The organism is Sphingobium sp. B8D3A, assembly GCF_025961995.1.
Taxonomy (GTDB): Bacteria; Pseudomonadota; Alphaproteobacteria; order Sphingomonadales; family Sphingomonadaceae; genus Sphingobium.
The window spans coordinates 26,164-49,589 of record NZ_JAOQOS010000001.1; the positions used below are offsets into that span (position 1 = coordinate 26,164).

The window sequence follows — 23,426 nt, forward strand, 5'->3', positions numbered from 1 at the left end:
CCCTCAAATGCCCGTGGTGATGTCGATTGACTGGCCTTCGGCCAGGGTCACGACAGCCTTCTTCACGTCCGAGCGCGTGTAGGGCTTGCCCTTCCAGCGCTTGGTCTTGCCCTTCTGGACGATCGTGTTGACCGACTTGACGCTGACATTGAACAGCGCCTCGACAGCGGCCTTGATCTCGGGCTTCGAAGCGTCACGCGCGACCTTGAACACAACCGCGTTGTGCTCGGAGACCAGCGTCGCCTTTTCGGTGATGTGCGGGGCGACAATCACGTCGTAATGACGCGTGGCCACCGCTGCTGCCTGCTTCTTAGCCATTGAAGCGCGCCTCCAGCTGCTCGACCGCGGCACGGGTCAGCACCAGGCTGTCCGCACGCAGGATATCGTAGACATTGGCACCGATGGCGGGGAGCACATTGACACCGACGAGATTGGACGAGGCCTTGGCGAAGGAGAGGTTGGTCGCCTCGCCGTCGATGAACAGCACCTTGCCGAGGTTGAGCTTGGCGAGCTGACCCGCCAGTTCCTTGGTCTTGCCGTCCTTGACGTCCAGATTGTCCAGAACCGTGAGCGAGCCGCCCTTGGCCTTGGCCGAAAGCGCCATCTTCAGGCCCAGTGCACGCACCTTCTTGTTGAGCGAGTGCCCGAAGGTACGGGCGCGCTGACCGTGCGCCTTACCACCACCGATGAAGATCGGGGCGCGGCGATCGCCGTGACGAGCCGTACCGCCGCCCTTCTGGCGACCGAACTTCTTGCCCGTGCGGGCAACGTCAGAGCGCTCGCGCGTCGCCGATGCCGGGGCACGGCGCTTTTCAAGCTGCCAGGTGACGACACGGTGCAGAATGTCCGCGCGCGGCTCGAGGCCGAACACATCGTCATTCAGCTCGACATCGCCGGAGGCCTTGCCGCCGTCCAGAGTGAGAACCTTGATCTTCATGACTTAGCCCTCCTGGCCTTCAGTGGCCTCGGGCGCCGCGACGTCCTGCGCAGGCGTATCGGCCGGAGCCTCGGCGTTATTGTTCGCAGCCGACTTGATGCTGGCCGGGTACGGCACATCAGCCGGACGATCGACCTTTACGGCGTCCTTGACGAGAAGCCAGGCACCCTTCGAGCCGGGCACGCTGCCCTTCACGAACAGCAGGCCGCGCTCCACGTCCGTGCGGACGATCTCAAGGTTCTGCTGGGTGCGCTGACGGTCGCCCATGTGGCCGGCCATCTTCTTGTTCTTGAACACGCGGCCCGGATCCTGACGGTTACCCGTCGAACCATGGGCACGGTGGCTGATCGACACGCCGTGCGTGGCGCGCATACCGCCGAAGCCCCAGCGCTTCATGGCGCCGGCAAAGCCCTTGCCCTGCGTCTGGCCCGTCACGTCGACGAGCTGACCAGCGATGAAGTGATCGGCAGCGATTTCCGCGCCGACATCGAGCAGGGCGTCTTCGGCCACGCGGAACTCGACGACCTGCGCCTTGGGTTCCACCTGAGCCTTGGCGAAGTGCTCGCGCTGCGGCTTGGCGACATTCTTCGCCTTCGCAACGCCGGCACCCAGCTGCACGGCTACATAGCCGTCCTTATCCATTTCGCGACGGGCAATGACCTGGTTGCCTTCGAGCGCCAGAACGGTGACGGGCACATGGCGGCCATCATCCTGGAACAGGCGGGTCATACCCACTTTCTTCGCGATCACGCCGGTACGCATGATCCAATCCTCCAATAGAGGCCCCTGCATGATGCGGGGGCTTATCCAACGAAAAAACCGCCAGGACCCTAAGATCCAGGCAGCCAACCCGATTTTGCGATGCGTTCCCCCGTCCGGGCTGGATGCTTCCGGACCCTCGACAAGCGAGGAGGAAACGACGGAGGACGCTGCCCGGCCGAAGCCGGCGGTATCCAAATGTCCTGCAAGGCGACCCGGAGGCCGCCCCGCTACGGCCATCAGGCCAGTTTGATCTCGACGTTCACGCCGGCAGCCAGATCGAGCTTCATCAGCGCGTCGACGGTCTGCGGGGTCGGCTGCACGATATCAAGCATGCGCTTGTAGGTGCGGACCTCGAACTGTTCACGGCTCTTCTTATCGATGTGCGGCCCACGGTTGACCGTGAACTTCTCGATCCGGGTCGGCAGCGGAATGGGACCGCGAATGAGAGCACCCGTACGACGAGCGGTATCGGCGATGTCGCCGGTCGCCTGATCCAGCACGCGATGATCGAATGCCTTGAGACGAATACGGATATTCTGCGTTTCCATGTCCACTAACCGATGTGAAAGAGCCAAAACAAAACCGCTTCACCCTGATGGCCCCGGTGCCGTTCTGGCACTCACGAGCCCGCGCGAAGCGGCGAAAAAAGCAGGCCGCTCGAATCACCTGATCCGAGCGGCTCGCTGCCTATATTACTTCGAGATCGTCGCGACAACCCCAGAACCGACCGTGCGGCCACCTTCGCGAATAGCGAAGCGGAGACCCGGGTCCATCGCGATCGGCGCGATGAGCTTGACGGCCAGCTTCACGTTGTCGCCAGGCATGACCATCTCGGTGCCCTCGGGGAGGACGACTTCGCCGGTCACGTCCGTCGTGCGGAAGTAGAACTGCGGACGATAGTTGGCGAAGAACGGCGTGTGACGGCCACCTTCGTCCTTCGACAGCACGTACACCTCGGCTTCGAACTCGGTGTGCGGCGTGACCGAACCCGGCTTGGCCAGAACCTGACCACGCTCGACTTCTTCACGACCAACGCCACGGATCAGCGCGCCGATGTTGTCGCCGGCTTCACCCTGGTCGAGCAGCTTGCGGAACATTTCCACGCCGGTGACGGTCGTCTTCTTGGTGGGCTTGAGGCCGATGATCTCGACTTCCTCGCCAACCTTCACAACGCCGGTCTCGACGCGGCCGGTCACCACGGTGCCGCGACCCGAGATCGAGAACACGTCTTCGATCGGCATCAGGAACGGACGGTCAACCGGACGGGCCGGCTGCGGGATGTAGGCGTCGACGGCATCCATGAGCGCCTTGATCGAATCCTTGCCGATCGCGTCGTCACGGCCTTCGAGAGCGGCCAGAGCCGAACCCTTGACGATGGGGATGTCGTCGCCCGGGAAGTCGTAGCTGGAGAGCAGCTCGCGCACTTCCAGCTCGACGAGCTCGAGGAGCTCCTCGTCGTCGACCTGGTCGACCTTGTTCATGTACACGACGAGCGCCGGCACGCCGACCTGACGGGCGAGCAGGATGTGCTCGCGGGTCTGCGGCATCGGGCCGTCAGCAGCGTTCACCACGAGGATCGCGCCGTCCATCTGGGCGGCACCGGTGATCATGTTCTTCACATAGTCAGCGTGGCCCGGGCAGTCGACGTGCGCATAGTGACGGGCGCCAGTCTCATACTCGACGTGTGCGGTCGAGATCGTGATGCCGCGCTCGCGCTCCTCGGGAGCCTTGTCGATGTTGGCATAGTCCGTGAACGTGGCGCCACCGGTTTCGGCCAGCACCTTGGTGATGGCGGCGGTCAGCGTGGTCTTACCATGGTCGACGTGACCGATGGTGCCGATATTGCAGTGCGGCTTGTTCCGCTCGAATTTAGCCTTAGCCATTTCCTACCTCTTTTCGCTCAATAGCTTGGGTTCAACCGCTCGGGGAAGCCTCGCGAAGGCGCCCCCATAACAGCAAATTTACATAAATCCAGATGAAAGTGCCGGCTTAGGCCAGCTTCGCCTTCACCTCGTCCGCGACGTTCTGCGGCACCTCGTCATAGTGCGAGAACTGCATGGAGTAGTTTGCGCGGCCCTGGGTGAACGAGCGGAGCGAGTTCACATAGCCGAACATGTTGGCCAGCGGGACCATCGCCTCGACAACCTGCGCATTACCGCGGCTGTCGGTGCCCTGGATCTGGCCACGACGCGAGTTCATGTCGCCGATGACGTCACCCAGATATTCCTCAGGCGTCACCACCTCGACCTTCATCACCGGCTCGAGCAGCGTGATGCCGGCCTTCTGCGCGACTTCACGCATCGCACCGCGACCGGTGATTTCGAATGCCAGCGCCGACGAGTCGACGTCGTGATAGGCGCCGTCATACAGGTTGATCTCGAAGTCGATGATCGGGAAGCCGATGAGCGAACCCGTGGCCGCCGTCTCGCGCATACCCTTCTCGATCGCCGGGATATATTCCTTGGGAATATTGCCGCCCTTGATCTCGTCCTTGAAGATGATGCCCGCACCGCGCTCGCCCGGCGTGACCTTCACCTTGATGCGGCCGAACTGGCCGGTGCCGCCCGACTGCTTCTTGTGGGTGTAGTCGACGTCGACGGCCTTCTTGAGATACTCGCGATAGGCCACCTGCGGCGCACCGACGTTCGCCTCGACCTTGAACTCGCGCTTCATGCGGTCGACGAGGATTTCGAGGTGAAGCTCGCCCATGCCCTTGATGATGGTCTGGCCCGATTCGTGATCGGTCGAAACGCGGAAGGACGGATCCTCGGCGGCCAGGCGGTTGAGCGCGACGCCCATCTTTTCCTGGTCGGCCTTGGTCTTGGGTTCCACGGACAGCTCGATGACCGGCTCGGGGAATTCCATGCGTTCCAGGATGATTGGCTGACGCTCGGCGCACAGCGTGTCACCGGTCGTCGTTTCCTTCATGCCGGCCAGCGCGACGATATCGCCGGCATAAGCCGTATCGATGTCCTCACGGCTGTTCGCATGCATCAGGAGCATACGGCCGATCTTTTCCTTCTTGTCCTTCACGGAGTTCAGATAGGTGCCCTTGCTCAGCGTGCCGGAATAGACGCGCAGGAAGGTGAGCGAGCCGACGAACGGATCGTTCATGATCTTGAACGCGAGACCCGAGAACGGCGCCTCGTCGCTGGTGGCGCGGCTGTCCGGCTCTTCCGTGTCGGGGTTGATGCCCTGCACGTCCTCGATGTCCAGCGGGCTGGGCAGATAGTCGACGACCGCGTCCAGCAGCGCCTGCACGCCCTTGTTCTTGAAGGCCGAGCCGCACAGCACCGGCACGAAGCTCTGGTTCAGCGTGCCCTTGCGGATCAGCTTCTTGAGCGTCGCGACGTCGGGCTCGTTACCCTCGAGATAGGCTTCCATCGCGGCATCGTCCTGCTCGACGGCCAGCTCAACCAGCTTCTCGCGATATTCGGCAGCCTTGTCGGCGAGGTCGGCCGGAATTTCTTCATAGAAGAATTCGGCACCCAGATTCTCATCCTTCCAGATGATCGCGCGGTTGTTCACGAGGTCGACGAGACCCTTGAAGTCCGATTCCGCACCGATGGGCAGATACAGGACGGCCGGGGTCGCGCCCAGGCGATCGATGATCGTCTGCACGCAATAATAGAAATTGGCACCCGTGCGGTCGAGCTTGTTGATGAAGCACATCCGGGGCACGCCGTACTTGTCGGCCTGACGCCACACCGTCTCCGACTGCGGCTCCACGCCGGCGACGCCGTCGAACGCGGCAACCGCGCCGTCGAGCACGCGCAGCGAGCGCTCCACCTCAATGGTGAAGTCCACGTGGCCGGGGGTGTCGATGATGTTCAGGCGATGCTCGGGGCCCTTGCCCTCATCGGCCTTCCACAGGCAGGTCGTCGCAGCCGACGTGATCGTGATGCCGCGCTCCTGCTCCTGCTCCATCCAGTCCATCGTGGCGGCGCCGTCGTGCACTTCGCCGATCTTGTAGGACTTGCCGGTGTAATAGAGGATGCGCTCGGTCGTCGTCGTCTTGCCGGCGTCGATGTGCGCCATAATGCCGAAATTGCGGTAACGCTCGAGCGGGTGGCTGCGGGCCATGATCTTTACTCCATTGCCCGCGTGCGGCGGGGCTGCGGTCTGAAAGGTTCCTCTCCGTTCGGGTTGGCTCGGCGGGGACCCGTTTCTCCCCTCACGGAAGAACAGCCCTTCGACAGGCCCGAGCGAACGGTGGTGCAGGAAGCCGGGACAGTCCCGTGACTGCCCCGGCTTCCAATATAGTGCTTACCAGCGGTAATGCGAGAAGGCGCGGTTGGCTTCGGCCATCCGGTGCGTGTCTTCACGCTTCTTCACAGCATTGCCACGGTTGTTCGCGGCGTCCAGAAGCTCGCCGGAGAGGCGGGCCGCCATCGTGGTCTCGCTGCGGCTGCGCGCCGCATTGATGAGCCAGCGAATGGCCAGCGCCTGGGCGCGCTCGGGACGGACTTCCACCGGCACCTGATAGGTCGCACCACCAACGCGGCGGCTGCGGACCTCGATGCCCGGCTTCACATTGTTGAGGGCGTCATGAAAGACCGAGATCGGATCCTTCTTGGCGCGGGTTTCAACGGTGGCCAGTGCGCCATAAACAATCTGCTCAGCGACGGCCTTCTTGCCGTCATACATGACGCTGTTCATGAACTTGGACAGAACCTGATCGCCATACTGGGGATCGGGCAGGATGACGCGCTTTTCGGGGCGACGACGACGTGACATATCTCTGTTCTCCCCTGCTTACTTCGGACGCTTCGCGCCGTACTTGGAACGGCTCTGCTTGCGGTCCTTGACGCCCTGGGTATCCAGAACGCCGCGAAGAACGTGATAGCGCACACCGGGAAGGTCGCGCACACGGCCGCCACGGATCAGCACGACGCTGTGTTCCTGGAGGTTGTGGCCTTCGCCCGGGATGTAGCTGATGACCTCACGGCTGTTGGTGAGGCGCACCTTGCAGACCTTGCGGAGAGCCGAGTTCGGCTTCTTCGGGGTCACGGTGTAGACACGGGTGCAGACGCCGCGCTTCTGCGGGTTCTGCTCCATCGCAGGGACCTTGCTCTTGGCCTTCTGCGGCTCGCGGCCCTTGCGGACCAGCTGGTTGATCGTTGGCATGAAGCCCTTCACCTTTTTTCAGTTACTCTGCCATCTGCATGTCCTGGGTCGGCCGATGGCCAGCCGGGGCTGACCTCCAAACGACAAGAGACCCGGCGGTCGGTAAAGACCCCCTGGCCCCGCAAGAGCATAGGCAATGTTCAAGCTCTGTATGACCCAGCGGACGAGCGACCGAATCCTAGTGAAAGCACAGGTTGCGGGCCGCGAGGCAGGCGGGCCTATACAGAGAGGCCGGCAACCGGTCAAGCACGGCTCACCCCAAGGGGCACGCGTGGCGGCGAGGCGTTTTGAAATGCCGCCTTGCCTCTTTCGGCCTGCGCGCGCACATCCCAATCACCCGGCCCAATCACCCCGGCCCAATACCCTGGCAGCAAAGGCGAGAGCTGATGACCCTGACCATGCACGCGATCACCGTTCCCCTCCTCGTCAACAGCTTGACCAACATGGAGAGGTGGCTCGCGCGCCCGGATGTGCGGGCTGCCGAGGCCGATCTGCTGGCCGCCCGGCTGATCGAGGACATGCGCCCGCTCACGGCGCAATATCAGATGGCGTCGGACAGCGCCAAGAACGGCATCGCCCGCCTCGCCGGCATTGAGCCGCCGGCCATGCCGGATACCGAGGCGAGCCTCGATGCCCTGCAGGAGCGGTGCGCAAAGACCATCGCCTTCGTCCAGAGCGTCACGCCCGCACAACTGGACGGCAGCGAGGACCGCGAGATCGTGCTGCGCTTCCCGAACGGTCAGGGATACCGGTTCCACGGGCGGGATTATGTCACCGGCTTCATGCTGCCCAATTTCCTGTTCCATGCGACCATGGCCTATGCGCTGCTGCGGGCACGTGGGATCGCGATCGGCAAGCCGGATTTCCTGGCCCATCTCGGCGCGCCGGTCGCGCTCGCCGACCCGGCATGAGCTGACGGCGGCCCATCCCGCGCGGCATCGGCCGCTCCGGCATGGTTCGCCCTTTGCGCGACCGGCAGAGTCGGCTAGAGCCCGGCCCCATGAGCGAGACAGTGTCCTTTGGCTATCGTGAGGTAGCCCCCGAGGAAAAGACGAAGCTGGTCGGCGACGTCTTCTCCAATGTCGCCCGCAACTACGACATCATGAACGATGCGATGTCCGGCGGTATGCATCGGCTGTGGAAGGACCAGTTCGTCCGCCGCGTGAAGCCGCGCAAGGACGAGGCGATTCTCGACATGGCCGGCGGCACCGGCGACATCGCCTTCCGCATGGCCAAGCATGGCGCGCGTGTGACGGTGAGCGACATCAACGAGGATATGCTCGCCGTGGGCATGACGCGGGCGCAGAAGCGCGGCATCGAGGGCCTGGTCTGGCAGCCGCAAAATGCCGAGCAGCTGGTCTTCGGGGATCGCAGCTTCGATGCCTACACCATCGCGTTCGGCATCCGTAATGTGACCGATATCCCGGCGGCGCTGCGCGAGGCGCATCGCGTGCTCAAATATGGCGGCCGCTTCTTCTGCCTGGAATTTTCCAGCACCACCTGGCCCGGTTTCGGCGATGTGTATGACGCCTATTCGCACAAGCTGGTGCCCAAGCTGGGAAAGATGATCGCAGGGGATGCGGAGAGCTATCGCTATCTCATCGAGTCGATCCGCCGCTTCCCGGACATGCCCAAGTTCAAGGGCATGATCGAAGAGGCGGGCTTCGTGCAAGCGAAGGCCGAGCCGATCATGGGCGGCCTCGTCGCCATTCATTCTGGATGGAAGATATGATTCGCGAGCGCAGCAGCGCCATGGTGCGTTTCGCAAGGCGATAAGGTCATGACAGCCCACATCACCCATCTCTGGCGCCTGCTCTCATGGGGGCGGACCCTCGCCCGGCATGGCGCGCTGCGCGGTATCGAGCGGGATGGCAATACGCCCGCGCCGGTCCGCCGCCTCGCACGGCTGGCACGGCTCGGCGCGCGCGTGCCCAAGGAGCCGCGCTATGCGGAGGCGTTTCAAGCCATTGGCCCGGCTGCGATCAAGCTCGGCCAGTCGCTGGCGACGCGCCCCGATCTGGTCGGTGAGGATGCTGCCCGCGATCTGCTGTCGCTGCAGGACGCGCTCCCGCCCATGCCCTTCTCCGCGATTCGCGCCGAGATCGAAGCCAGCTTCGGGCGACCGCTCGACTCGATCTACGCCAGCGTCGATGAGCACGCCGTGGGCGCGGCGTCCATCGCGCAGGTGCATCGTGCCGTGACGACGGACGGCCGCGCGGTCGCCATCAAGGTGCTGCGCCCGGGCATTCGCGAGCGATTCAACCGCGACATCGACACTTATGAATGGGCAGCGGCGCATCTGGAGCAACTGGGCGGCGAGGCCTCGCGCCTCCGACCGCGTCTGGTCGTCGCCAATCTCAAGCGCTGGACAGCGCGCGAGCTGGATCTGCGGCGCGAGGCAGCCTCTGCCTCCGAACTGGCCGAGGCCATGTCCGCCGTGCCGCGCTATCGCATCCCGCAAATCGACTGGGATCGCACCAACGGCCGGGTGATGACCCTCGAATGGATCGACGGCATCAAGATCAGCGACCGAGCGGCGCTGGTCGCAGCCGGGCACGATCTGAGCGATCTCGCCGCGCGACTGGTCAACACCTTCCTGCGCCAGGCCATCGCCGACGGATTCTTCCATGCCGACATGCACCAGGGCAATCTGTTCGTGCAGGCCGATGGCACCATCGTCGCCATCGACTTCGGCATCATGGGGCGGATCGACCGGCGCGCGAGGCTGTGGCTGGCCGAGATCCTCTATGGCCTCATCACCGGCAACTATCGCCGCGTGGCGGAAATCCATTTCGAAGCGCAATATGTGCCGGCCCACCACAATGTCGCCGAGTTCGCCACCGCCCTGCGTGCCGTCGGCGAACCGATGCGCGGCAAGCCGGTCAGCGAGTTGTCTGTCGGCCAGATGCTGGACGGCCTGTTCGCCATCACCCGCGATTTCGACATGCAGACGCAGCCCCATCTGCTGCTGCTGCAAAAGACGATGGTGATGGTCGAGGGCGTGGCGACCATGCTCGATCCGACGATCAACATGTGGGACGTCTCCGGCCCCTATGTGAAGAGTTGGCTGCGCGACGAACTCGGCCCCGAAGCCAAGATCGCCGATTCGATCCACGAGACGATGGACACGATCCGCCGCCTGCCCGGCCTCATCCGGCGACTGGAGGAAGCCTATCCCGAGCCGGGTGGCGCCCCGCCCCCGCCGCCCCTGCCGGCGGTGAAGCTGGTGCAGGTGAAGGTCGGCTGGTTCTGGCGATATGCGGGCGTGGCGATTCTGGCGGCAGCAGCCGGCGCGGGTGCCATGGCGCTCCTTGCCTGACGTCTCGCCCCTGCCGAGCCGCTAGCCGGACCGGCGCCCAGCCGCTATGGAACCATCATGACCCAGCGGATCCTCCTCATCGTCTCCGGCGGGATCGCCGCCTACAAGGCGCTGGAACTGGTGCGCCTGCTCAAGGGCAAGGGCCTCGCCGTGCGCGCCGTGCTGACCGACGCCGCCACCAAATTCGTGACGCCGCTCTCCTTCGGCGTGCTCACCGAGGATCATGTCTATGGTGACATGTTCGACCTCAAGGAGGAGCGCGAGATCGGCCATATCCAGCTCAGCCGCGAGGCCGACCTGATCGTCGTCGCACCGGCGACCGCCAACATCCTTGCCAAGATGGCATCGGGCATCGCCGACGATCTTGCCACGACCGTGCTGCTCGCCACCGACAAGCCGGTGCTCGCCGTACCCGCAATGAATGTGCGGATGTGGCACCACAAGGCCACCCAGCGGAACCTCGACACGCTGCGGGCCGATGGCATCCATGTGATGGAGCCTGACGTCGGTGCCATGGCCTGCAACGAGTGGGGCAAGGGCCGCCTGCCCGACCCGGCCGCCATCGTGCAGCAAATCGAGCGGCTGCTGGCAGAGGCGCCGTCACCGGCCGCGCTGCTGACCGACACCAGCAGAACGATCCATGCGCCCGATCTCAGCCACGCCAATCTGCTTGGCCGCCATGTGCTGGTGACCGCCGGGCCGACACACGAACCGATCGACCCCGTGCGCTACATCGCCAACCGGTCGTCCGGGCAGCAGGGCTTTGCGATTGCCGCCGCCGCAGCGCAAGCCGGTGCGCGCGTCACGCTCGTCGCCGGGCCGGTCAGCCTGCCCACGCCGCGTGCCGTCACCCGGGTGGACGTGCAGACCGCGCGGGAGATGCAGGCCGCCGTGGAGGGAGCCTTGCCAGCCGATACTGCCATATTGGTCGCAGCAGTGGCCGATTGGCGCGCCGCCGACGAGGCCGGCCAGAAGATCAAGAAGGATGGCTCGGGCGCGCCTGCCCCGCTCGCGCTGGCCGAGAATCCGGATATCCTCGCGTCACTGGCGCGCCACGCCCAGCGCCCCGCCCTGCTCGTCGGCTTCGCGGCCGAAACGGAAACCGTCGTCGACCACGCCATCGCCAAGCGCCAGCGCAAGGGAGCGGACTGGATCGTCGCCAATGACGTGTCCGGCGATGTCATGGGCGGATCGCGCAACAGCGTCCATCTGGTCACGGCGCAGGGCGTCGAAGACTGGCCGGACATGCCCAAAGCCCTTGTCGCCACGCGGCTGATTGAAAGGATTTCCGATGAACTGGCCGCTCGTTGACATTGCGGTGAAGCGCCTGCCCCATGGCGAAGACCTGCCATTGCCCAGCTATGCCACCGCCGGCGCAGCCGGCATGGACGTGGTCTCCGCCGAGGATGTAACGCTGCCGAGCATGGCCCGCCATGCGGTGGCCACAGGTCTCGCGCTTGCCATTCCCGAGGGGTTCGAGGTGCAGGTGCGCCCCCGGTCGGGGCTGGCGCTCAAGCATGGCATCACGCTGCCCAACACCCCCGGCACGATCGACAGCGATTATCGCGGCGAATTAAAGGTGATCCTGGTCAACCTTGGCGAGGATGATTTCGAGATCAAGCGCGGCGACAGGATCGCCCAGTTGATCGTGGCGCCGGTGCAGATCGCGCGCATGGTCGAGGTCGCGACGCTCGATGATACGGCGCGCGGTGCGGGCGGTTTCGGCTCCACCGGCGTCCGCACGGTCTGACGCACAGCCGCACTGATGGACTTCACCGACGATCAGCTTGAGCGATATGCCCGCCACATCGTGCTGCGCGAGATCGGCGGCGCAGGGCAGGCAAGGCTGGCCGGCGCGCATGTTGCGATCATCGGCGCGGGGGGCATCGGGTGCCCGGCCATCGCCTATCTGGCTGCGGCCGGCATCGGCACCCTGCGGATCATCGATCATGATACGGTGAGCCTCTCCAACCTGCAGCGGCAAATCCTGTTCGCCAGCGACGACATCGGTCGTCCGAAGGCGGAAGCCGCGCGGGATGCAGTGCGCCAGCTCAACCCGGATTGTCATGCCATTCCGATCAACACCGCGCTGGATGCCGACAATGCCGCGACGCTGCTGCGCGATGCCGACATCATCCTGGATGGCTGCGACAATTTCGAAACGCGCCTCGCCGTCTCGGACGCCGCGACCCGGCTGCGCATTCCGCTGGTGAGCGCCGCTGTCGGCCAGTTCGAGGGGCAGATCGGTGTCTGGCGGGGATGGGAGGACGGCCAGCCCTGCTATCGTTGCCTGGTCGGCGACACCCGCACCGACCCCGCCCGCACCTGCGCCGAGGAAGGCATTGTTGGGGCGCTGACCGGCATCATCGGATCGATGGCAGCGCTGGAGGCCATCCGCGCCCTCGTGCCCTTCGGTGAAGCGACGACCGGCAAGCTCATTGTCTTCGATCTGCTCGCCCGTCGTCTGCGGACCATGGCCATTCCGCCGGACCCGGCCTGCAAGGCCGCGCTGGCCTGCGGATGAGCGCGCGGCCGCCTCTCGCTCTCGTCGTGGTCAGCGCCGATCCTTCCCGATTGCGCGCGGCCCTGTCGCTCGCGCGGGCAGAGGTCGCTCTGGGAAGTGCGGCCCGCATCTTCCTGCAAGGCGAGGCGGCTGCCCTGTTGCGCACCCCGATCGGCGCCCCGCAGGACGCCGCCTGGGCTGCAGCCGGGGAGCCGACGCTCGCGCAATTGCTGGACGATGCGCTGGATGAAGGCGTGGCGATCAGCCTCTGCCAGAGCGGCCTCGCCATGGCGGGCATGGCGGCGGACGGCCTCGATTCCCGTATCGAGATCACTGGCCCCATTGCCTTTCTCGCGGCGGCTGGGCCGGACATCCGCCTGCTGACGCTCTGACCATGAGCCTCGCTCTGTCTCCATCGCTGCTCGGGCTTCTCGCTGCTCTCGCCGCCGGCCTTCTGATCGGCCTCGAACGAGGCTGGACTCAGCGCGACAAGCAGGCCGGGCAACGGGTGGCGGGGTTCCGCACCTTCGGCCTGATTGGCTTTGCCGGGGGCCTGTCTGCGCTCCTGCCGGAGATGATCGTCGCGATCATGGCGCTTGGCGTGGTCGGCGCGCTGCTCATTGGTTTCGGTCAGGCGATTCGCGACGACCAGCTTTCCGCCACCACGATTGTCGCGGCGCTCCTGACCTTCGCCATTGGCTATACAGCGCTGGCGCTCTCACCCGCCATCGCTCTGGCGGCGGCGGGTGCGGCATTCGTGCTGCTGAGCGCCCGTCACTCGATGCACGCCCTGCTGCGCGGGCTGACGGAAGCCGAGATCGAGGGTGTCGCCCGCTTCGCGCTGGTCGCGCTCGTCGTCCTGCCGCTGCTGCCCGATGCCACTTATGGTCCCTATAATGCCTGGAATCCCCGCCAGATCTGGATGGTGGTGGTGCTGGTCGCCGGTCTCTCCTTCGCCGGCTATGTCGTCGCGCGCCGGTTCGGCAGCAGCCGGGGCGTATTGATGATGGCACTGACCGGCTCCATCGTCTCGTCCACGGCGGTGACGGCCTGGTACGCCCGCCGCCTGAGCACCGAGCCGGAATTACGCGGCGTGCTGACCGCCGGCATCGCCATCGCCACCATCGTCATGTTCGTGCGCGTGCAGGTGTTGACTGCCATCCTCGTGCCCCGCGCCCTGCCCACGCTCACGCTGGTGCTGGCGCCGGCGCTGGTCGTCTCGGCGATCATGGCCCTGATCGCCTGGCGCCGCGACGATTCGCCGGATGGGGCACCGGTGAAGCTCGGCAATCCCTTTGATTTTGGCCCGGCGCTGATGCTGGCGGGCTTCGTTGCCGTCTTCTCGCTGGTGGCGCGATGGGCGCTGGATGTCTGGGGCGACGAAGGCATCGCCGTCGTCATAGGCCTCACCGGCTTCATGGATGTGGACGCGGCGGTGCTCACCCTTGCCGGCCTGCCCGCACAAACGCTCGACAACGCCACGGCGGGCTTCATCCTCGCCGCCCCGGTCTTCGCCAATACCGCCGTCAAAGGCGTGATGGCGCTCATGCTGGCCGGGGGACGCAATGGCATCGTCGCATGCGCCCCGCTCTTTGCGTCCCTGCTCGCCTCGCTGGCGGGCGCTGCCCTGTTCTGGCTGGGCTGAGCGCGGCGCACCTGCAACGGCGCGGCAACCGATGCCGCCAGCGGACGCGCGGGGGCATGACAGCCTGCGTTTATCCTGATACCGCCTGCGCCACCTGAACCCATCCAGCTTCAATGGACAGATTTCGCATGTTGGACTTCACGACCCAGCCGCTCGCCTCCCCCACCTCGCCCGAGGACAGGGTTGCCGCCATTGCCACGCTCGGTTTCGGCACGCTCTTCACCGATCATATGGTGACGATCCGCTATACCGAGGGACAGGGTTGGCACGATGCCGTACTGGGTCCGCGCCAGCCCATCCCGCTCGATCCGGCAGCCGCCGTGCTCCATTATGCGCAGGAGATTTTCGAGGGGCTCAAGGCCTATCGCCTGCCGGACGGGTCTGTCGCGAGCTTCCGCCCGGAGGCCAACGCCGCCCGTTTCAACCAGAGCGCCACGCGCCTCGCCATGCCGCATCTGCCGGAGGATCTGTTCGTCGAGAGCATCCGCAAGCTGGTCGCGGCGGACATCGACTGGGTGCCGGATGCCGACAAGGGCAGCCTGTACCTGCGCCCCTTCATGTTCGCCAGCGAGGCCTTCCTCGGCGTCCGCCCGGCGCGCGAATATGTCTATTGCGTGATCGCGTCCCCGGTCGGCGGCTATTTCAAGAGCGGCAAGTCGGCCGTGACGCTGTGGGTCAGCCATGATTATGTCCGCGCGGTCCCCGGGGGCACCGGTGCTGCCAAGTGCGGCGGCAATTATGCGGCGAGCCTGCAGCCGCAATCCGTCGGCATCGAGCATGGCTGCGACCAGGTGCTGTTCCTCGACGCGGTCGAGCGCAAATGGATCGAGGAACTGGGCGGCATGAACATCATGTTCGTGTTCAATGACGGCACGATCATCACCCCGCCGCTCAACGGCTCGATCCTGCCCGGCGTCACCCGCGATTCGTTGCGGCTCGTCGCCGAGGATGCCGGCTACACGGTGAAGGAAGAGCCCTACAGTTTCGAGCAGTGGATGACCGATGCCAAGAGCGGCAAGCTGAAGGAAGCGTTTGCCTGCGGAACCGCTGCCGTCATCACGCCCATCGGCGAGGTGCGCTCGACCCAGGGCGATTTCATCATCGGCAATGGCGATGGCGGCGAGGTGGCCCGCGCGCTGCGCGAGGCGCTGGTCGGCGTGCAGCTCGGCCAGAAGCCGGATCAGCATGGCTGGATGACCCGCCTGGCCTAAGCGGGTTGGCCTGGACGGGCCGGCAAACGGCTGGCAACGGAGCGGGTCATTCTGCATAAGGATATGAACCAGTCTATCTGAAGGAACAGACCCGATGACCTTGCGCCCGACCGGCATCGACAGTGTCGACATGATCATCCTGCCGCCCGTGCGCGATCTGGGCGATGGCTTTCAGGTCCGGCGCGCACTGCCATCGGCCCATCGCCGGATGGTCGGCCCCTTCGTGTTCTTCGACCAGTTCGGCCCGACGACCTTCTCGGCCGGCGAGGGCCTGGACGTCCGCCCCCATCCGCACATCGGCCTCGCCACGGTAACCTATGTGCTGGAGGGCGAGATCCTCCACCGCGATTCGCTGGGCAAGGTCCAGCCGATCCGCCCCGGCGCCGTCAACTGGATGACGGCGGGCCGCGGCATCGTCCATTCCGAGCGCAGCGCCGATGATACCCGCGCGGCGGGCGGGCCTTTGTTCGGCCTCCAGACCTGGGTCGCGCTGCCGCAGGCGAAGGAAGAGGTCGATCCGGCCTTCTTCCATCACGCCGCCGATACGATTCCTGAGACGGAGGCGGAGGGCGTGCGCATCCGCGTCGTCGCGGGGAGCAGCGACGGGCTGACCTCGCCGGTGCAGGCCTTCTCGGACATGCTGTACGCCGACGTCACGCTCCAGGACGGCGCGCGCTACCGGCTGGGCACCGACCATATCGAACGCGCAGTCTATGTCATCTCGGGCGGGCTGGCCGTGGAAGGCCAGAGCGGCGGTTTCAACGCCGGCGAACTGGTGATCTTCAAGCCGGATAGCGAGATCGTTCTGCGCGCGAATGGCCCGACCCGCATCATGCTGGTCGGCGGCGAGCCATTGGATGGGCCACGGCACATCTACTGGAACTTCGTTTCCAGCTCCCGCGATCGCATCGAACAGGCCAAGGACGACTGGCGGCAGGGCCGATTCGACACCGTGCCCGGCGAGCGCGAGTTCATTCCGCTGCCCGACTAGGCCTGAACGATTTCAGGCCGGGCGGAGGCCTTCAATCCCGATCCATTTCCTGGATCGCCCGCTCCCGATCGAGCTGGACTTCGGCATTGTGCGTCAGCGCATCGAATGTTGTCATGAAGCTGTCGAGCTGGTCGGCAGGGATGCCCTGAAACAGGAACTCGCTGCGCCGAACCGCTGTCTCCTCGATGATCTGGCTCACTGCGCGTCCCTTCTCGGTCGGACCGAAGAACCCGTGTCGGCGCCCCGGGCGCCCGGTGCGCTCGATCAGGCCGATCTCGATGAGATGATTGACCGTGCGGCCCGCCTGGCTCTGGTCGCGCGCCAATGCCAGCACCAGCTGAGGCCAGCTGATCGGGGGATTGCGGCAGATTTCCGCCATGACCCAGGTCTCGAAATTCGAAAGGCTGGTCTGGCGCTTATGGGCAAGGGCACCGCCGCGCAGCATGTAGGAGCACAGGGTGACGAAGGGCGGCAATACGCGTGAGCGGTCCGCCGCCACACCGTTTTCGTCCGGCAGGCCCTCATCGACAAGATCCTGAAATGCCACGGTTTCGGGCCGCTGATTGCTTGCCGCCTGCTTTCGCTCCTGCTCGAACAGGGCGATGGCGCGGGTCAGCAGCATGTCCAGCACTCCGGAGAGCGTCTGAAGTTCCTCATCGCTGATGCCGAAGGTCAGCTCCCGGTTGCGCAGCTCGGCATGGCGCTGCAGCCGATCCGCCAGCTGCTTGCCGCTCGGGCTAAGCCGGATGGGGCTGCGGATGCCGCTGCGCAGCAGCAGGGCGACCTCGCCCATGCGCTTGATCGCACGGCTGATCTGCGCCTTGTCGACACCGCAGGCCAGGGAAATCTGCGCGAGGGTCATGCCGCCCTGGACATGAAGGAGCAGCAGGATCCGCCGGTCCAGCTCGTTGATATGCGCCGTGCGGGCGAAGGAGATATTCGCGCTCTCGCGGGCATTGCGCAGAAAGACCCAGAGCTTGGACTGGAAACGGGCCTGACGCTCATCCCGCGGCCCGGGCGCCGGCGACGGGGCGTCGACGTCGATGCCGTCGAGCAGGACATCCAGCTGGCGATCGAAGGAACTGTCAGTTCCGGAGGGCTCCGCGCGGGCCTGCTCGACCAGCGTCCACCCGATCACGAAATGCTCGAGCGCCTGCGCAATCACGCGGGCTTCATCGAGTGCGAGGCCGACCTCGCACAAGGGTGCGACCGCGTCCGGCGTCCCCACCGCGAGAGGAAAGCGCGAGGCGACATGCGCGAACAGCCTGGCGCCATCGCGACTGGAGAGCATAGCGACCCGGCTGGTCTGCGCGCGCAAGGCAAGGCGACCGCGCCAGCCCGGGCCTGCCGCGCCGCCCTCGGCAGCACGCACCATGTCCTGCGCCAGCGCCGTCAGAAGTTGATCGTCGCTCGCGAAATGCTCTTCGATCTCGGCCGGATCGGCCTCAAGGTCGGCAGCGACGGCCTGCAGGGTGCAGCCGTCCAGGCCCGACCGGCCCAACAGGGCCAGCCCGGCGCTGATAATCGAAGCCCTGCTGATGCGCGCCCGGACCGAACCGAGCGCCGCGCGCCCCTTATTCATGATGACCGATCCCCAAAGACCCACCTTTCGCGTGATTCGGCCAGATTCATCGCATTTTCGGGCAGCGGTCAATGTTTATGCAAAATAATCAGACATAATAGTAATCCCCGAGCCATCCCTTAAAATCGTTAGACCCGCAATAGATGGCGTAGTAAGATTTTCGCCACGCGAACGACCGCGTCACGAGAAGACAAGATATGTGGGAGCGAGAGGACCGGTGATCAGCAAATCCGTGGCGGCAGTCAGCGCCTTCATCATCGTCGCAGCCGGACTGAGCGGCGTGGCCCAAGCGCAGGGCAGCCTGAACGACCAGTTGGCGACCTGCGCGAGAATTGGGTCCACGGAAGCCCGCCTCGCCTGCTACGATTCGGTGGCGCAGTATAATCAGCCGCAAGGCGGCACCTCTGCGCCCGCGCCTGTGCCGGGCGCGGCCGGCACAGGCAATGCGAGCCGCACACCTACGCCCGCACCGGCTGCCCCGCCCGCTCCGGCCGCAACGAGCGGCTTCGGCGCCGAGCAGGTGGAGCGCGCCACGCGCCAGCCGCGCGCATCGCAGGAGGACAAGGAAACGAGCGCTACCGTGGCAAGCGTGCGCGAGATCGGGCCGGGGCTGTGGCAGGTCACGCTTGGGGATGGCGCGGTCTGGCGGATGACCGAGCGGATGACCGCCTTCCAGCCGCCCGCCCCCCAGGACCCGGTCACCATCCGCAAGGGCGCGCTCGGCAGCTATCTGATGCAAGTCGGGCGGCAGGCAGCTGTGCGCGTGAACCGCGTGCGCTGATCGCGCGCGGCATCCGGCGGAAAGACCTAATCAACAAACCGCCGGCTTGCTGCGAGCAGGATCGGCCCCGCGCCTACCGCCGGCTTATTGCACATCCGCCCGTTGCTCGCCGCAGCCACGCGAAGCACGCGCCGCCGCTTTTTTGTGGACTTAGTCATTCTGATCTCGATAGGGCCGTGCCATCCCGCATGAGCAGGCGGATTGAGGAGAGGTGATCTGATGTTGAACGTGAGCGGCAAGACGGCCTTCATCACCGGCGGCGCGAGCGGCATGGGCTGGGGCATGGCAAAGGCTTTCGGTGAAGCGGGGATGCGGGTCATCATCGCCGACATCCGCCAGGACGCGCTCGATCAGGCGATGGAAGGCTTTGCCAAGACCAATCTGGCCGTTCACGCTATCAAGCTGGATGTCGCAGACCGCGACGGCTGGGCACGCGCCGCCGATGAAGCCGAGGCGCAGTTCGGCAATATTCATGTGCTGGCGCTCAATGCCGGGGTGGGCGTGACCGGCTCGATGCTGACGGCGACCTACAAGGACTGGGACTTCAACATGTCTGTCAATGTGGGCGGCGTCGTCAACGGGCTCGTCACCATGCTGCCGCGGATGCTCAAGCATGGCGAGGAAGGGCAGATCGTCGTCACATCCTCGACCGGCGGCTTTTCTGCCGTGGGCAATGCCGGGCTCTATTGCGCCGCCAAGTTCTGCGTGGCCGGCATGTTCGAAAGCCTCGCCACCGATCTGCGCGGCACCGCGCTTGGCGCCTCGGTCTTCTTCCCCGGCCCGGTGCAGACCCAGCTCGGCAGCACGACCAACGCCACCCGCCCCGAGCATCTGCGCAACGATGCGCCGCCCCCGGCCCCCGAGGCCGTCGGCGCCAAGAAGGATGCGCGGCCGGCACCCGGGTTCGACCCAAGCCTCTTCATGTCCAGCGAGGAAGTGGGTGAGCGCGTGCTGCGCGGCATTCGCCGCCGCGACCTGTTCATCATGACCCACCCGGAGTTCCAGCGCGGGATCGAAGCACGCAGCAAGGCGCTGGTCCGTGCCATTCCGGTGGAAGCGCCGAACGAGGCCCGCGCCAATCTCGTCGCCCAGTTCGGAACGCTCATGTACAATCCGATCTACGACGAGCAGCAGCCGCTCGACGAACCGCTTTGAGACGGCGGATCTGACCGCAACAGGAGAGAACAGATGGCAAAGGTCGTCCGCGTACATGAACTGGGGCCGCCTGACGTGCTCCGTTTCGATGAGATCGCGGTCGGCGCGCCCGGCCCTGGTGAGGTGCGAATCAGGGTTGAAGCCATTGGTCTCAACCGCTCCGAAGCGATGTTTCGGGCAGGGCGCTATCCCACCAAGCCGACATTGCCGACGCTGATCGGCTATGAGGCCTGCGGCGTCATAGAAGATCTGGGCGATGGAGTGTCCGGCTTCGCCGTCGGTGATCGGGTCTGTGCCCTGCCCATGTATCCGCTCGGCCAATATGGCGTCTGGGCCGAGCAGGCAATCGTGCCGGCCCGCTGCTTGCTGCACGCACCACCCGGGCTCAGCGCCGCGCAGGCTGCAGCAGTGTGGATGCAGTATATGACAGCCTATGCGATCATCGAGGTCGGCAAGGCCGGCATCGGCGATTATGTGATCATCCCCGCAGCCTCCAGCAGCGTCGGTCTCGCCGCGATCCAGCTCGCCAACTGGGCCGGCGCCGTCTCGATTGCGGCCACGCGCACCAGCGACAAGGCCGAGGCGCTCAAGGCGCACGGGGCCGCCCATGTCATCGCGACCGGGGAGACGGATCTGGTTGAGGCCGTGATGCAGATTACCGACGGCAAGGGTGCGCGGCTTGTGTTCGACCCGGTGCAGGGGCCGTATGTGCAGACGCTCACCAGCGCGATGGCCGAGCGCGGCATCCTGTTCATCTATGGCGGCCTGTCCGAACAGCCGACCCCCTATCCGCACTGGAACATGGCCTTCAAAGGCCTGTCAATGCGCGGCTGGGTCGCCTCGGAGATCTGGAACCACCCCGAGCGGTACAAGCGCGCGCAGGAGCACATCCTGCTGGGATTGAAGCTGGGCAAGCTCAAACCGGTGATCGCGCGCACCTTCCCGTTCAGCGAGATCGTGGAAGCCAATCGCTATCTGGAATCGAACCAGCAAATCGGGAAGATCGTCGTCACTGTCTGAACCGGATGGCGGCGTCGCTGCGGGAGAGAAATATGGCGGATGAAGAGCACGGCCAGACCAGCGTGAAACTCCCGGCGCGGGACATCCCGCCACCCCGGACGATCAGCCCGCAAGCCCGGCAAGCGCTGATCGAGGGCGCCGCCACGCCGGCGACGGACTGGCCGAGCGCAACCGATCTGGCAGGCTGGCGGGAACGGCTGGCGGCCAGCAACGCCATGTGGGAGCCGATGGCGCAGGCCATGCTCGCCGCGCTACCGGTGACCATCGACACCGTGCAGATCGCCGGCGTGACCTGCCATAACTGCGTGCCGCACGCCGGAACAGCTGATGATGGTCCGGTCTATGTCTTCATTCATGGCGGCGCGTTTGTTTTCGGCGGTGGCGCATTCGCCAAGGCGACCGGTGCCCGGCAGGCAGCGGCGCTGGGCTGCCGGGTCGTCTCGGTGGATTATCGTATGCCGCCCGACCACCCTTACCCGGCTGCGCCGGAGGATTGCCTTGCGGTATATCGGGCGTTGCTGGCCGGGACCGATCCGCGCCGCATCGTGATTGGCGGCAGTTCCGCCGGCGGCAATCTCGCCGCGGCTGTGACGCTGATGATTCGCGATCAGGGCCTGCCGCTCCCCGCCGGTCTCGTGCTGCTGACGCCGGAAGTCGATCTGACCGAATCGGGCGACAGCTTCCTCACCAATGAAGAGCTGGATGTGGTGCTCAAGCGCGGGCTGCCGGAGTGCAACGCGCTCTACGCCAACGGCCATGACCTCACGCAGGCCTATCTTTCCCCGCTCTTCGGCGATTTCACCAGGGGCTTTCCGCCGACACTGGTGCAGACTGGAACGCGCGATCTCTTCCTGTCCAATTCCGTGCTCTTCCACCGCAAGTTGCGAGAGGCGGGCGTCGATGCCGAATTGCACGTGTGGGAAGCGATGCCGCACGCCGGGTTCGGCTGGGGCGAGGTACCGGAGAACAGGGAAATCGAGCGCGAGGTTGCGCGGTTCATCGCGCGCGTGGTGCCGCGGCAGAGCTAGCGCAGCCGCGGGTGGCCATGAAAAAAGGGAGAGCGCGCGCCCTCCCTTTTCCTATCTCACAGCGAAGTGCGCGCCTTACTCAGCGGCAATTGCGTCCACGCGGGCAGGAATGTCCAGCCCATAGAGCTTGGCAGCATTCTCATAGGCAATCTTGCGCACCAGCGCCGGATCGGCACCCTCGGTGAACTCGGCCAGCACCTTGCGGCTGTTGGGCCAGATGCTGTCCGGGTGCGGATAGTCCGTCGCCCACAGCAGCTTGTCCTCTCCGTAGAACTTGTGCAGCGCGATCGCCGTCGGGCTCTGCTGGAACGTGCCATAAACCTGCCGCTTGAACAGCTCGGACGGCTTCATCTTGTGCGGGATGCCACCGCGCGCGTTCCAGAATTCTTCGGCTTCCCACAGGCGCCAGTGGCGATAATCCAGTTCCTCGATCACCCAGGGCAGCCAGCCGATGCCGCTCTCTGCGATGACGATCTTGAGGCCGGGGTGCCGCTCGAGAATGCCCCAGGCAAACAGGTCCACAAACGGGTCCATAAACTGCTCGATGAACATCTTCACATGCAGGAAGGTGGCGCCCGGGCTGCCCTTATACTTGTCGAACGCGCGGCTGACGCTCGGGAACACGGTCACGTGGAAGGAGAGAATGATGTTATTCTCCTCCAGCATTTTCCAAAGCGGCTCCCAGCGCTCGTCCTCAAGGCGCGGCTGGGCCATGGCGATCTGCAGATTGGCCTGCTTGAAACCGCCCAGATCGACGATCTTCTGCAGCATCGCGACGGCCGCCTCCGGCTCGGGCGGCAGCATCGGCACGCCGATCAGCCGGTCCGGCGCAGCAGCGCAGAATTCCTTGAGCCACTCATTATAGGCGCCGTAGCAGGCGTCGCGCAGTTCCTTGTCGTCGAAATCGAGCGAGGTGACCGGGCCGAAGATGACATGCGCGTACACGCCATCCCGATCCATGTCGGCCAGTCGCAGTTCGGCGACCGCAGGGCGGCGCTCGGTCTGATCGACAATGCCACCGCGATCCAGGGCAGTGAAGATCGGCTTGGGACCGGTCATCGTGCTCGGCGCACCGGACCAGCCGCCTAGGCTCTTGCCGTCGCTCATCCAGGTGGCGCGGCCATCGACCATATCGACCTTGGGGCCGCGATCCTTCAGATGGTCGGGCAGCCGGCTCGTCCAGAGATCGGTGGGAAGTTGATTGAGATCGAGGTGATCGTCACAACTGATCAGCGGATAATCCATGGGCCTGCTCCTCTCGCCTGAAGACCGAATGAAACGAGGACGGCTTTGTGCCGACAGCCTTCGGTCCTCAGCAATGTAATTAGCTACCTAACTATCTTGCAGCTTTTCATGGAGCAATGC

Annotated in this window: 24 protein-coding genes; 14 read left to right on the forward strand and 10 right to left on the reverse strand. The window is 65.2% G+C overall.

Going from position 1 to position 23,426, the window contains the following annotated elements; all coding sequences use genetic code 11:
• Nucleotides 1-3: 3 nt before the first annotated feature.
• From M2342_RS00170 to rpsL, 8 genes are all read right to left on the reverse strand, one after another.
• The gene (locus M2342_RS00170; RefSeq protein WP_181561252.1) at nt 4-318 is read right to left on the reverse strand and encodes a 50S ribosomal protein L23; all 315 of its coding nucleotides are present in this window, start codon (nt 316-318) and stop codon (nt 4-6) included.
• Nucleotides 311-937: a 50S ribosomal protein L4 gene (gene rplD, locus M2342_RS00175; protein WP_264571787.1), complete on the reverse strand. Its 627-nt coding sequence runs from the start codon at nt 935-937 to the stop codon at nt 311-313. Before rplD ends, M2342_RS00170 begins: the two co-directional genes overlap by 8 nt.
• Before the next feature lie 3 nt (nt 938-940).
• Complete coding sequence (gene rplC, locus M2342_RS00180) at nt 941-1,699, reverse strand: 50S ribosomal protein L3 (protein WP_181561250.1); 759 nt, start codon at nt 1,697-1,699, stop codon at nt 941-943.
• A 236-nt stretch (nt 1,700-1,935) separates the two neighbouring features.
• A complete protein-coding gene (gene rpsJ / locus M2342_RS00185) occupies nt 1,936-2,247 on the reverse strand; it encodes a 30S ribosomal protein S10 (RefSeq protein ID WP_014077880.1) in 312 nt (103 codons plus the stop codon).
• A gap of 144 nt (nt 2,248-2,391) precedes the next feature.
• On the reverse strand, nt 2,392-3,582 hold the full coding sequence (gene tuf / locus M2342_RS00190; RefSeq protein WP_181561249.1) for an elongation factor Tu: 1,191 nt from the start codon (nt 3,580-3,582) through the stop codon (nt 2,392-2,394).
• A 106-nt stretch (nt 3,583-3,688) separates the two neighbouring features.
• Entirely contained in the window at nt 3,689-5,782 is a 2,094-nt protein-coding gene (gene fusA, locus M2342_RS00195) for an elongation factor G (protein WP_264571786.1), read from the reverse strand.
• 183 nt (nt 5,783-5,965) lie between these two features.
• The gene (gene rpsG / locus M2342_RS00200) at nt 5,966-6,436 is read right to left on the reverse strand and encodes a 30S ribosomal protein S7 (protein ID WP_181561247.1); all 471 of its coding nucleotides are present in this window, start codon (nt 6,434-6,436) and stop codon (nt 5,966-5,968) included.
• A gap of 18 nt (nt 6,437-6,454) precedes the next feature.
• The gene (gene rpsL, locus M2342_RS00205) at nt 6,455-6,826 is read right to left on the reverse strand and encodes a 30S ribosomal protein S12 (protein WP_181561246.1); all 372 of its coding nucleotides are present in this window, start codon (nt 6,824-6,826) and stop codon (nt 6,455-6,457) included.
• A 386-nt stretch (nt 6,827-7,212) separates the two neighbouring features.
• Here rpsL and M2342_RS00210 point away from each other — a divergent pair, with 386 nt between their 5' ends.
• From M2342_RS00210 to M2342_RS00255, 10 genes are all read left to right on the forward strand, one after another.
• The gene (locus tag M2342_RS00210) at nt 7,213-7,737 is read left to right on the forward strand and encodes a DUF1993 family protein (RefSeq protein ID WP_264577603.1); all 525 of its coding nucleotides are present in this window, start codon (nt 7,213-7,215) and stop codon (nt 7,735-7,737) included.
• Nucleotides 7,738-7,826: 89 nt separating this feature from the next.
• Nucleotides 7,827-8,558 carry a class I SAM-dependent methyltransferase gene (locus M2342_RS00215; protein ID WP_181561244.1) on the forward strand — a complete coding sequence of 244 codons (732 nt, stop codon included), beginning with the start codon at nt 7,827-7,829 and terminating at the stop codon, nt 8,556-8,558.
• 48 nt (nt 8,559-8,606) lie between these two features.
• Complete coding sequence (gene ubiB, locus M2342_RS00220; protein WP_264577604.1) at nt 8,607-10,145, forward strand: 2-polyprenylphenol 6-hydroxylase; 1,539 nt, start codon at nt 8,607-8,609, stop codon at nt 10,143-10,145.
• A 57-nt stretch (nt 10,146-10,202) separates the two neighbouring features.
• On the forward strand, nt 10,203-11,456 hold the full coding sequence (gene coaBC, locus M2342_RS00225; RefSeq protein WP_264577605.1) for a bifunctional phosphopantothenoylcysteine decarboxylase/phosphopantothenate--cysteine ligase CoaBC: 1,254 nt from the start codon (nt 10,203-10,205) through the stop codon (nt 11,454-11,456).
• Complete coding sequence (dut, locus tag M2342_RS00230) at nt 11,437-11,895, forward strand: dUTP diphosphatase (RefSeq protein WP_181561241.1); 459 nt, start codon at nt 11,437-11,439, stop codon at nt 11,893-11,895. The genes coaBC and dut overlap by 20 nt, the downstream gene beginning before the upstream one ends.
• A 15-nt stretch (nt 11,896-11,910) precedes the next feature.
• A complete protein-coding gene (locus M2342_RS00235) occupies nt 11,911-12,669 on the forward strand; it encodes a HesA/MoeB/ThiF family protein (RefSeq protein ID WP_264577606.1) in 759 nt (252 codons plus the stop codon).
• A complete protein-coding gene (locus M2342_RS00240; RefSeq protein ID WP_264577607.1) occupies nt 12,666-13,040 on the forward strand; it encodes a DsrE family protein in 375 nt (124 codons plus the stop codon). The genes M2342_RS00235 and M2342_RS00240 overlap by 4 nt, the downstream gene beginning before the upstream one ends.
• A 2-nt stretch (nt 13,041-13,042) precedes the next feature.
• A complete protein-coding gene (locus tag M2342_RS00245) occupies nt 13,043-14,293 on the forward strand; it encodes an MgtC/SapB family protein (protein WP_264577608.1) in 1,251 nt (416 codons plus the stop codon).
• Nucleotides 14,294-14,406: 113 nt separating this feature from the next.
• On the forward strand, nt 14,407-15,504 hold the full coding sequence (locus M2342_RS00250) for a branched-chain amino acid aminotransferase (RefSeq protein ID WP_413715030.1): 1,098 nt from the start codon (nt 14,407-14,409) through the stop codon (nt 15,502-15,504).
• A gap of 94 nt (nt 15,505-15,598) precedes the next feature.
• Nucleotides 15,599-16,495, forward strand: coding sequence for a pirin family protein (locus tag M2342_RS00255; protein ID WP_264577610.1), 897 nt, complete (start codon nt 15,599-15,601; stop codon nt 16,493-16,495).
• A gap of 31 nt (nt 16,496-16,526) precedes the next feature.
• On the opposite strand, the gene M2342_RS00260 is transcribed toward M2342_RS00255, so the two are convergent.
• Complete coding sequence (locus tag M2342_RS00260) at nt 16,527-18,077, reverse strand: winged helix-turn-helix transcriptional regulator (RefSeq protein ID WP_264577611.1); 1,551 nt, start codon at nt 18,075-18,077, stop codon at nt 16,527-16,529.
• A gap of 217 nt (nt 18,078-18,294) precedes the next feature.
• Here M2342_RS00260 and M2342_RS00265 point away from each other — a divergent pair, with 217 nt between their 5' ends.
• The 4 genes from M2342_RS00265 to M2342_RS00280 all read left to right on the forward strand — a co-directional run bounded on the left by M2342_RS00265 (nt 18,295) and on the right by M2342_RS00280 (nt 22,061).
• Nucleotides 18,295-18,858, forward strand: a complete 564-nt coding sequence (locus M2342_RS00265) for a hypothetical protein (RefSeq protein ID WP_264577612.1) — start codon at nt 18,295-18,297, stop codon at nt 18,856-18,858.
• 219 nt (nt 18,859-19,077) lie between these two features.
• Nucleotides 19,078-20,013, forward strand: coding sequence for an SDR family NAD(P)-dependent oxidoreductase (locus M2342_RS00270; RefSeq protein ID WP_181561233.1), 936 nt, complete (start codon nt 19,078-19,080; stop codon nt 20,011-20,013).
• Nucleotides 20,014-20,046: 33 nt separating this feature from the next.
• Nucleotides 20,047-21,033, forward strand: coding sequence for a zinc-dependent alcohol dehydrogenase family protein (locus M2342_RS00275; protein WP_264577613.1), 987 nt, complete (start codon nt 20,047-20,049; stop codon nt 21,031-21,033).
• Nucleotides 21,034-21,065: 32 nt separating this feature from the next.
• Nucleotides 21,066-22,061, forward strand: a complete 996-nt coding sequence (locus tag M2342_RS00280) for an alpha/beta hydrolase (RefSeq protein ID WP_264577614.1) — start codon at nt 21,066-21,068, stop codon at nt 22,059-22,061.
• Nucleotides 22,062-22,136: 75 nt separating this feature from the next.
• On the opposite strand, the gene M2342_RS00285 is transcribed toward M2342_RS00280, so the two are convergent.
• Nucleotides 22,137-23,306, reverse strand: a complete 1,170-nt coding sequence (locus M2342_RS00285) for an amidohydrolase family protein (protein WP_264577615.1) — start codon at nt 23,304-23,306, stop codon at nt 22,137-22,139.
• Nucleotides 23,307-23,426 lie beyond the last annotated feature (120 nt).

What these genes read in the sequence shown, in the direction of transcription:
- M2342_RS00170 (WP_181561252.1), bottom strand. Translation starts at nt 318, where the DNA reads ATGGCTAAGAAGCAGGCAGCAGCGGTGGCCACGCGTCATTACGACGTG.
- rplD (WP_264571787.1), bottom strand. Translation starts at nt 937, where the DNA reads ATGAAGATCAAGGTTCTCACTCTGGACGGCGGCAAGGCCTCCGGCGAT.
- rplC (WP_181561250.1), bottom strand. Translation starts at nt 1,699, where the DNA reads ATGCGTACCGGCGTGATCGCGAAGAAAGTGGGTATGACCCGCCTGTTC.
- rpsJ (WP_014077880.1), bottom strand. Translation starts at nt 2,247, where the DNA reads ATGGAAACGCAGAATATCCGTATTCGTCTCAAGGCATTCGATCATCGC.
- tuf (WP_181561249.1), bottom strand. Translation starts at nt 3,582, where the DNA reads ATGGCTAAGGCTAAATTCGAGCGGAACAAGCCGCACTGCAATATCGGC.
- fusA (WP_264571786.1), bottom strand. Translation starts at nt 5,782, where the DNA reads ATGGCCCGCAGCCACCCGCTCGAGCGTTACCGCAATTTCGGCATTATG.
- rpsG (WP_181561247.1), bottom strand. Translation starts at nt 6,436, where the DNA reads ATGTCACGTCGTCGTCGCCCCGAAAAGCGCGTCATCCTGCCCGATCCC.
- rpsL (WP_181561246.1), bottom strand. Translation starts at nt 6,826, where the DNA reads ATGCCAACGATCAACCAGCTGGTCCGCAAGGGCCGCGAGCCGCAGAAG.
- M2342_RS00210 (WP_264577603.1), top strand. Translation starts at nt 7,213, where the DNA reads ATGACCCTGACCATGCACGCGATCACCGTTCCCCTCCTCGTCAACAGC.
- M2342_RS00215 (WP_181561244.1), top strand. Translation starts at nt 7,827, where the DNA reads ATGAGCGAGACAGTGTCCTTTGGCTATCGTGAGGTAGCCCCCGAGGAA.
- ubiB (WP_264577604.1), top strand. Translation starts at nt 8,607, where the DNA reads ATGACAGCCCACATCACCCATCTCTGGCGCCTGCTCTCATGGGGGCGG.
- coaBC (WP_264577605.1), top strand. Translation starts at nt 10,203, where the DNA reads ATGACCCAGCGGATCCTCCTCATCGTCTCCGGCGGGATCGCCGCCTAC.
- dut (WP_181561241.1), top strand. Translation starts at nt 11,437, where the DNA reads ATGAACTGGCCGCTCGTTGACATTGCGGTGAAGCGCCTGCCCCATGGC.
- M2342_RS00235 (WP_264577606.1), top strand. Translation starts at nt 11,911, where the DNA reads ATGGACTTCACCGACGATCAGCTTGAGCGATATGCCCGCCACATCGTG.
- M2342_RS00240 (WP_264577607.1), top strand. Translation starts at nt 12,666, where the DNA reads ATGAGCGCGCGGCCGCCTCTCGCTCTCGTCGTGGTCAGCGCCGATCCT.
- M2342_RS00245 (WP_264577608.1), top strand. Translation starts at nt 13,043, where the DNA reads ATGAGCCTCGCTCTGTCTCCATCGCTGCTCGGGCTTCTCGCTGCTCTC.
- M2342_RS00250 (WP_413715030.1), top strand. Translation starts at nt 14,407, where the DNA reads ATGGACAGATTTCGCATGTTGGACTTCACGACCCAGCCGCTCGCCTCC.
- M2342_RS00255 (WP_264577610.1), top strand. Translation starts at nt 15,599, where the DNA reads ATGACCTTGCGCCCGACCGGCATCGACAGTGTCGACATGATCATCCTG.
- M2342_RS00260 (WP_264577611.1), bottom strand. Translation starts at nt 18,077, where the DNA reads ATGAATAAGGGGCGCGCGGCGCTCGGTTCGGTCCGGGCGCGCATCAGC.
- M2342_RS00270 (WP_181561233.1), top strand. Translation starts at nt 19,078, where the DNA reads ATGTTGAACGTGAGCGGCAAGACGGCCTTCATCACCGGCGGCGCGAGC.
- M2342_RS00275 (WP_264577613.1), top strand. Translation starts at nt 20,047, where the DNA reads ATGGCAAAGGTCGTCCGCGTACATGAACTGGGGCCGCCTGACGTGCTC.
- M2342_RS00280 (WP_264577614.1), top strand. Translation starts at nt 21,066, where the DNA reads ATGGCGGATGAAGAGCACGGCCAGACCAGCGTGAAACTCCCGGCGCGG.
- M2342_RS00285 (WP_264577615.1), bottom strand. Translation starts at nt 23,306, where the DNA reads ATGGATTATCCGCTGATCAGTTGTGACGATCACCTCGATCTCAATCAA.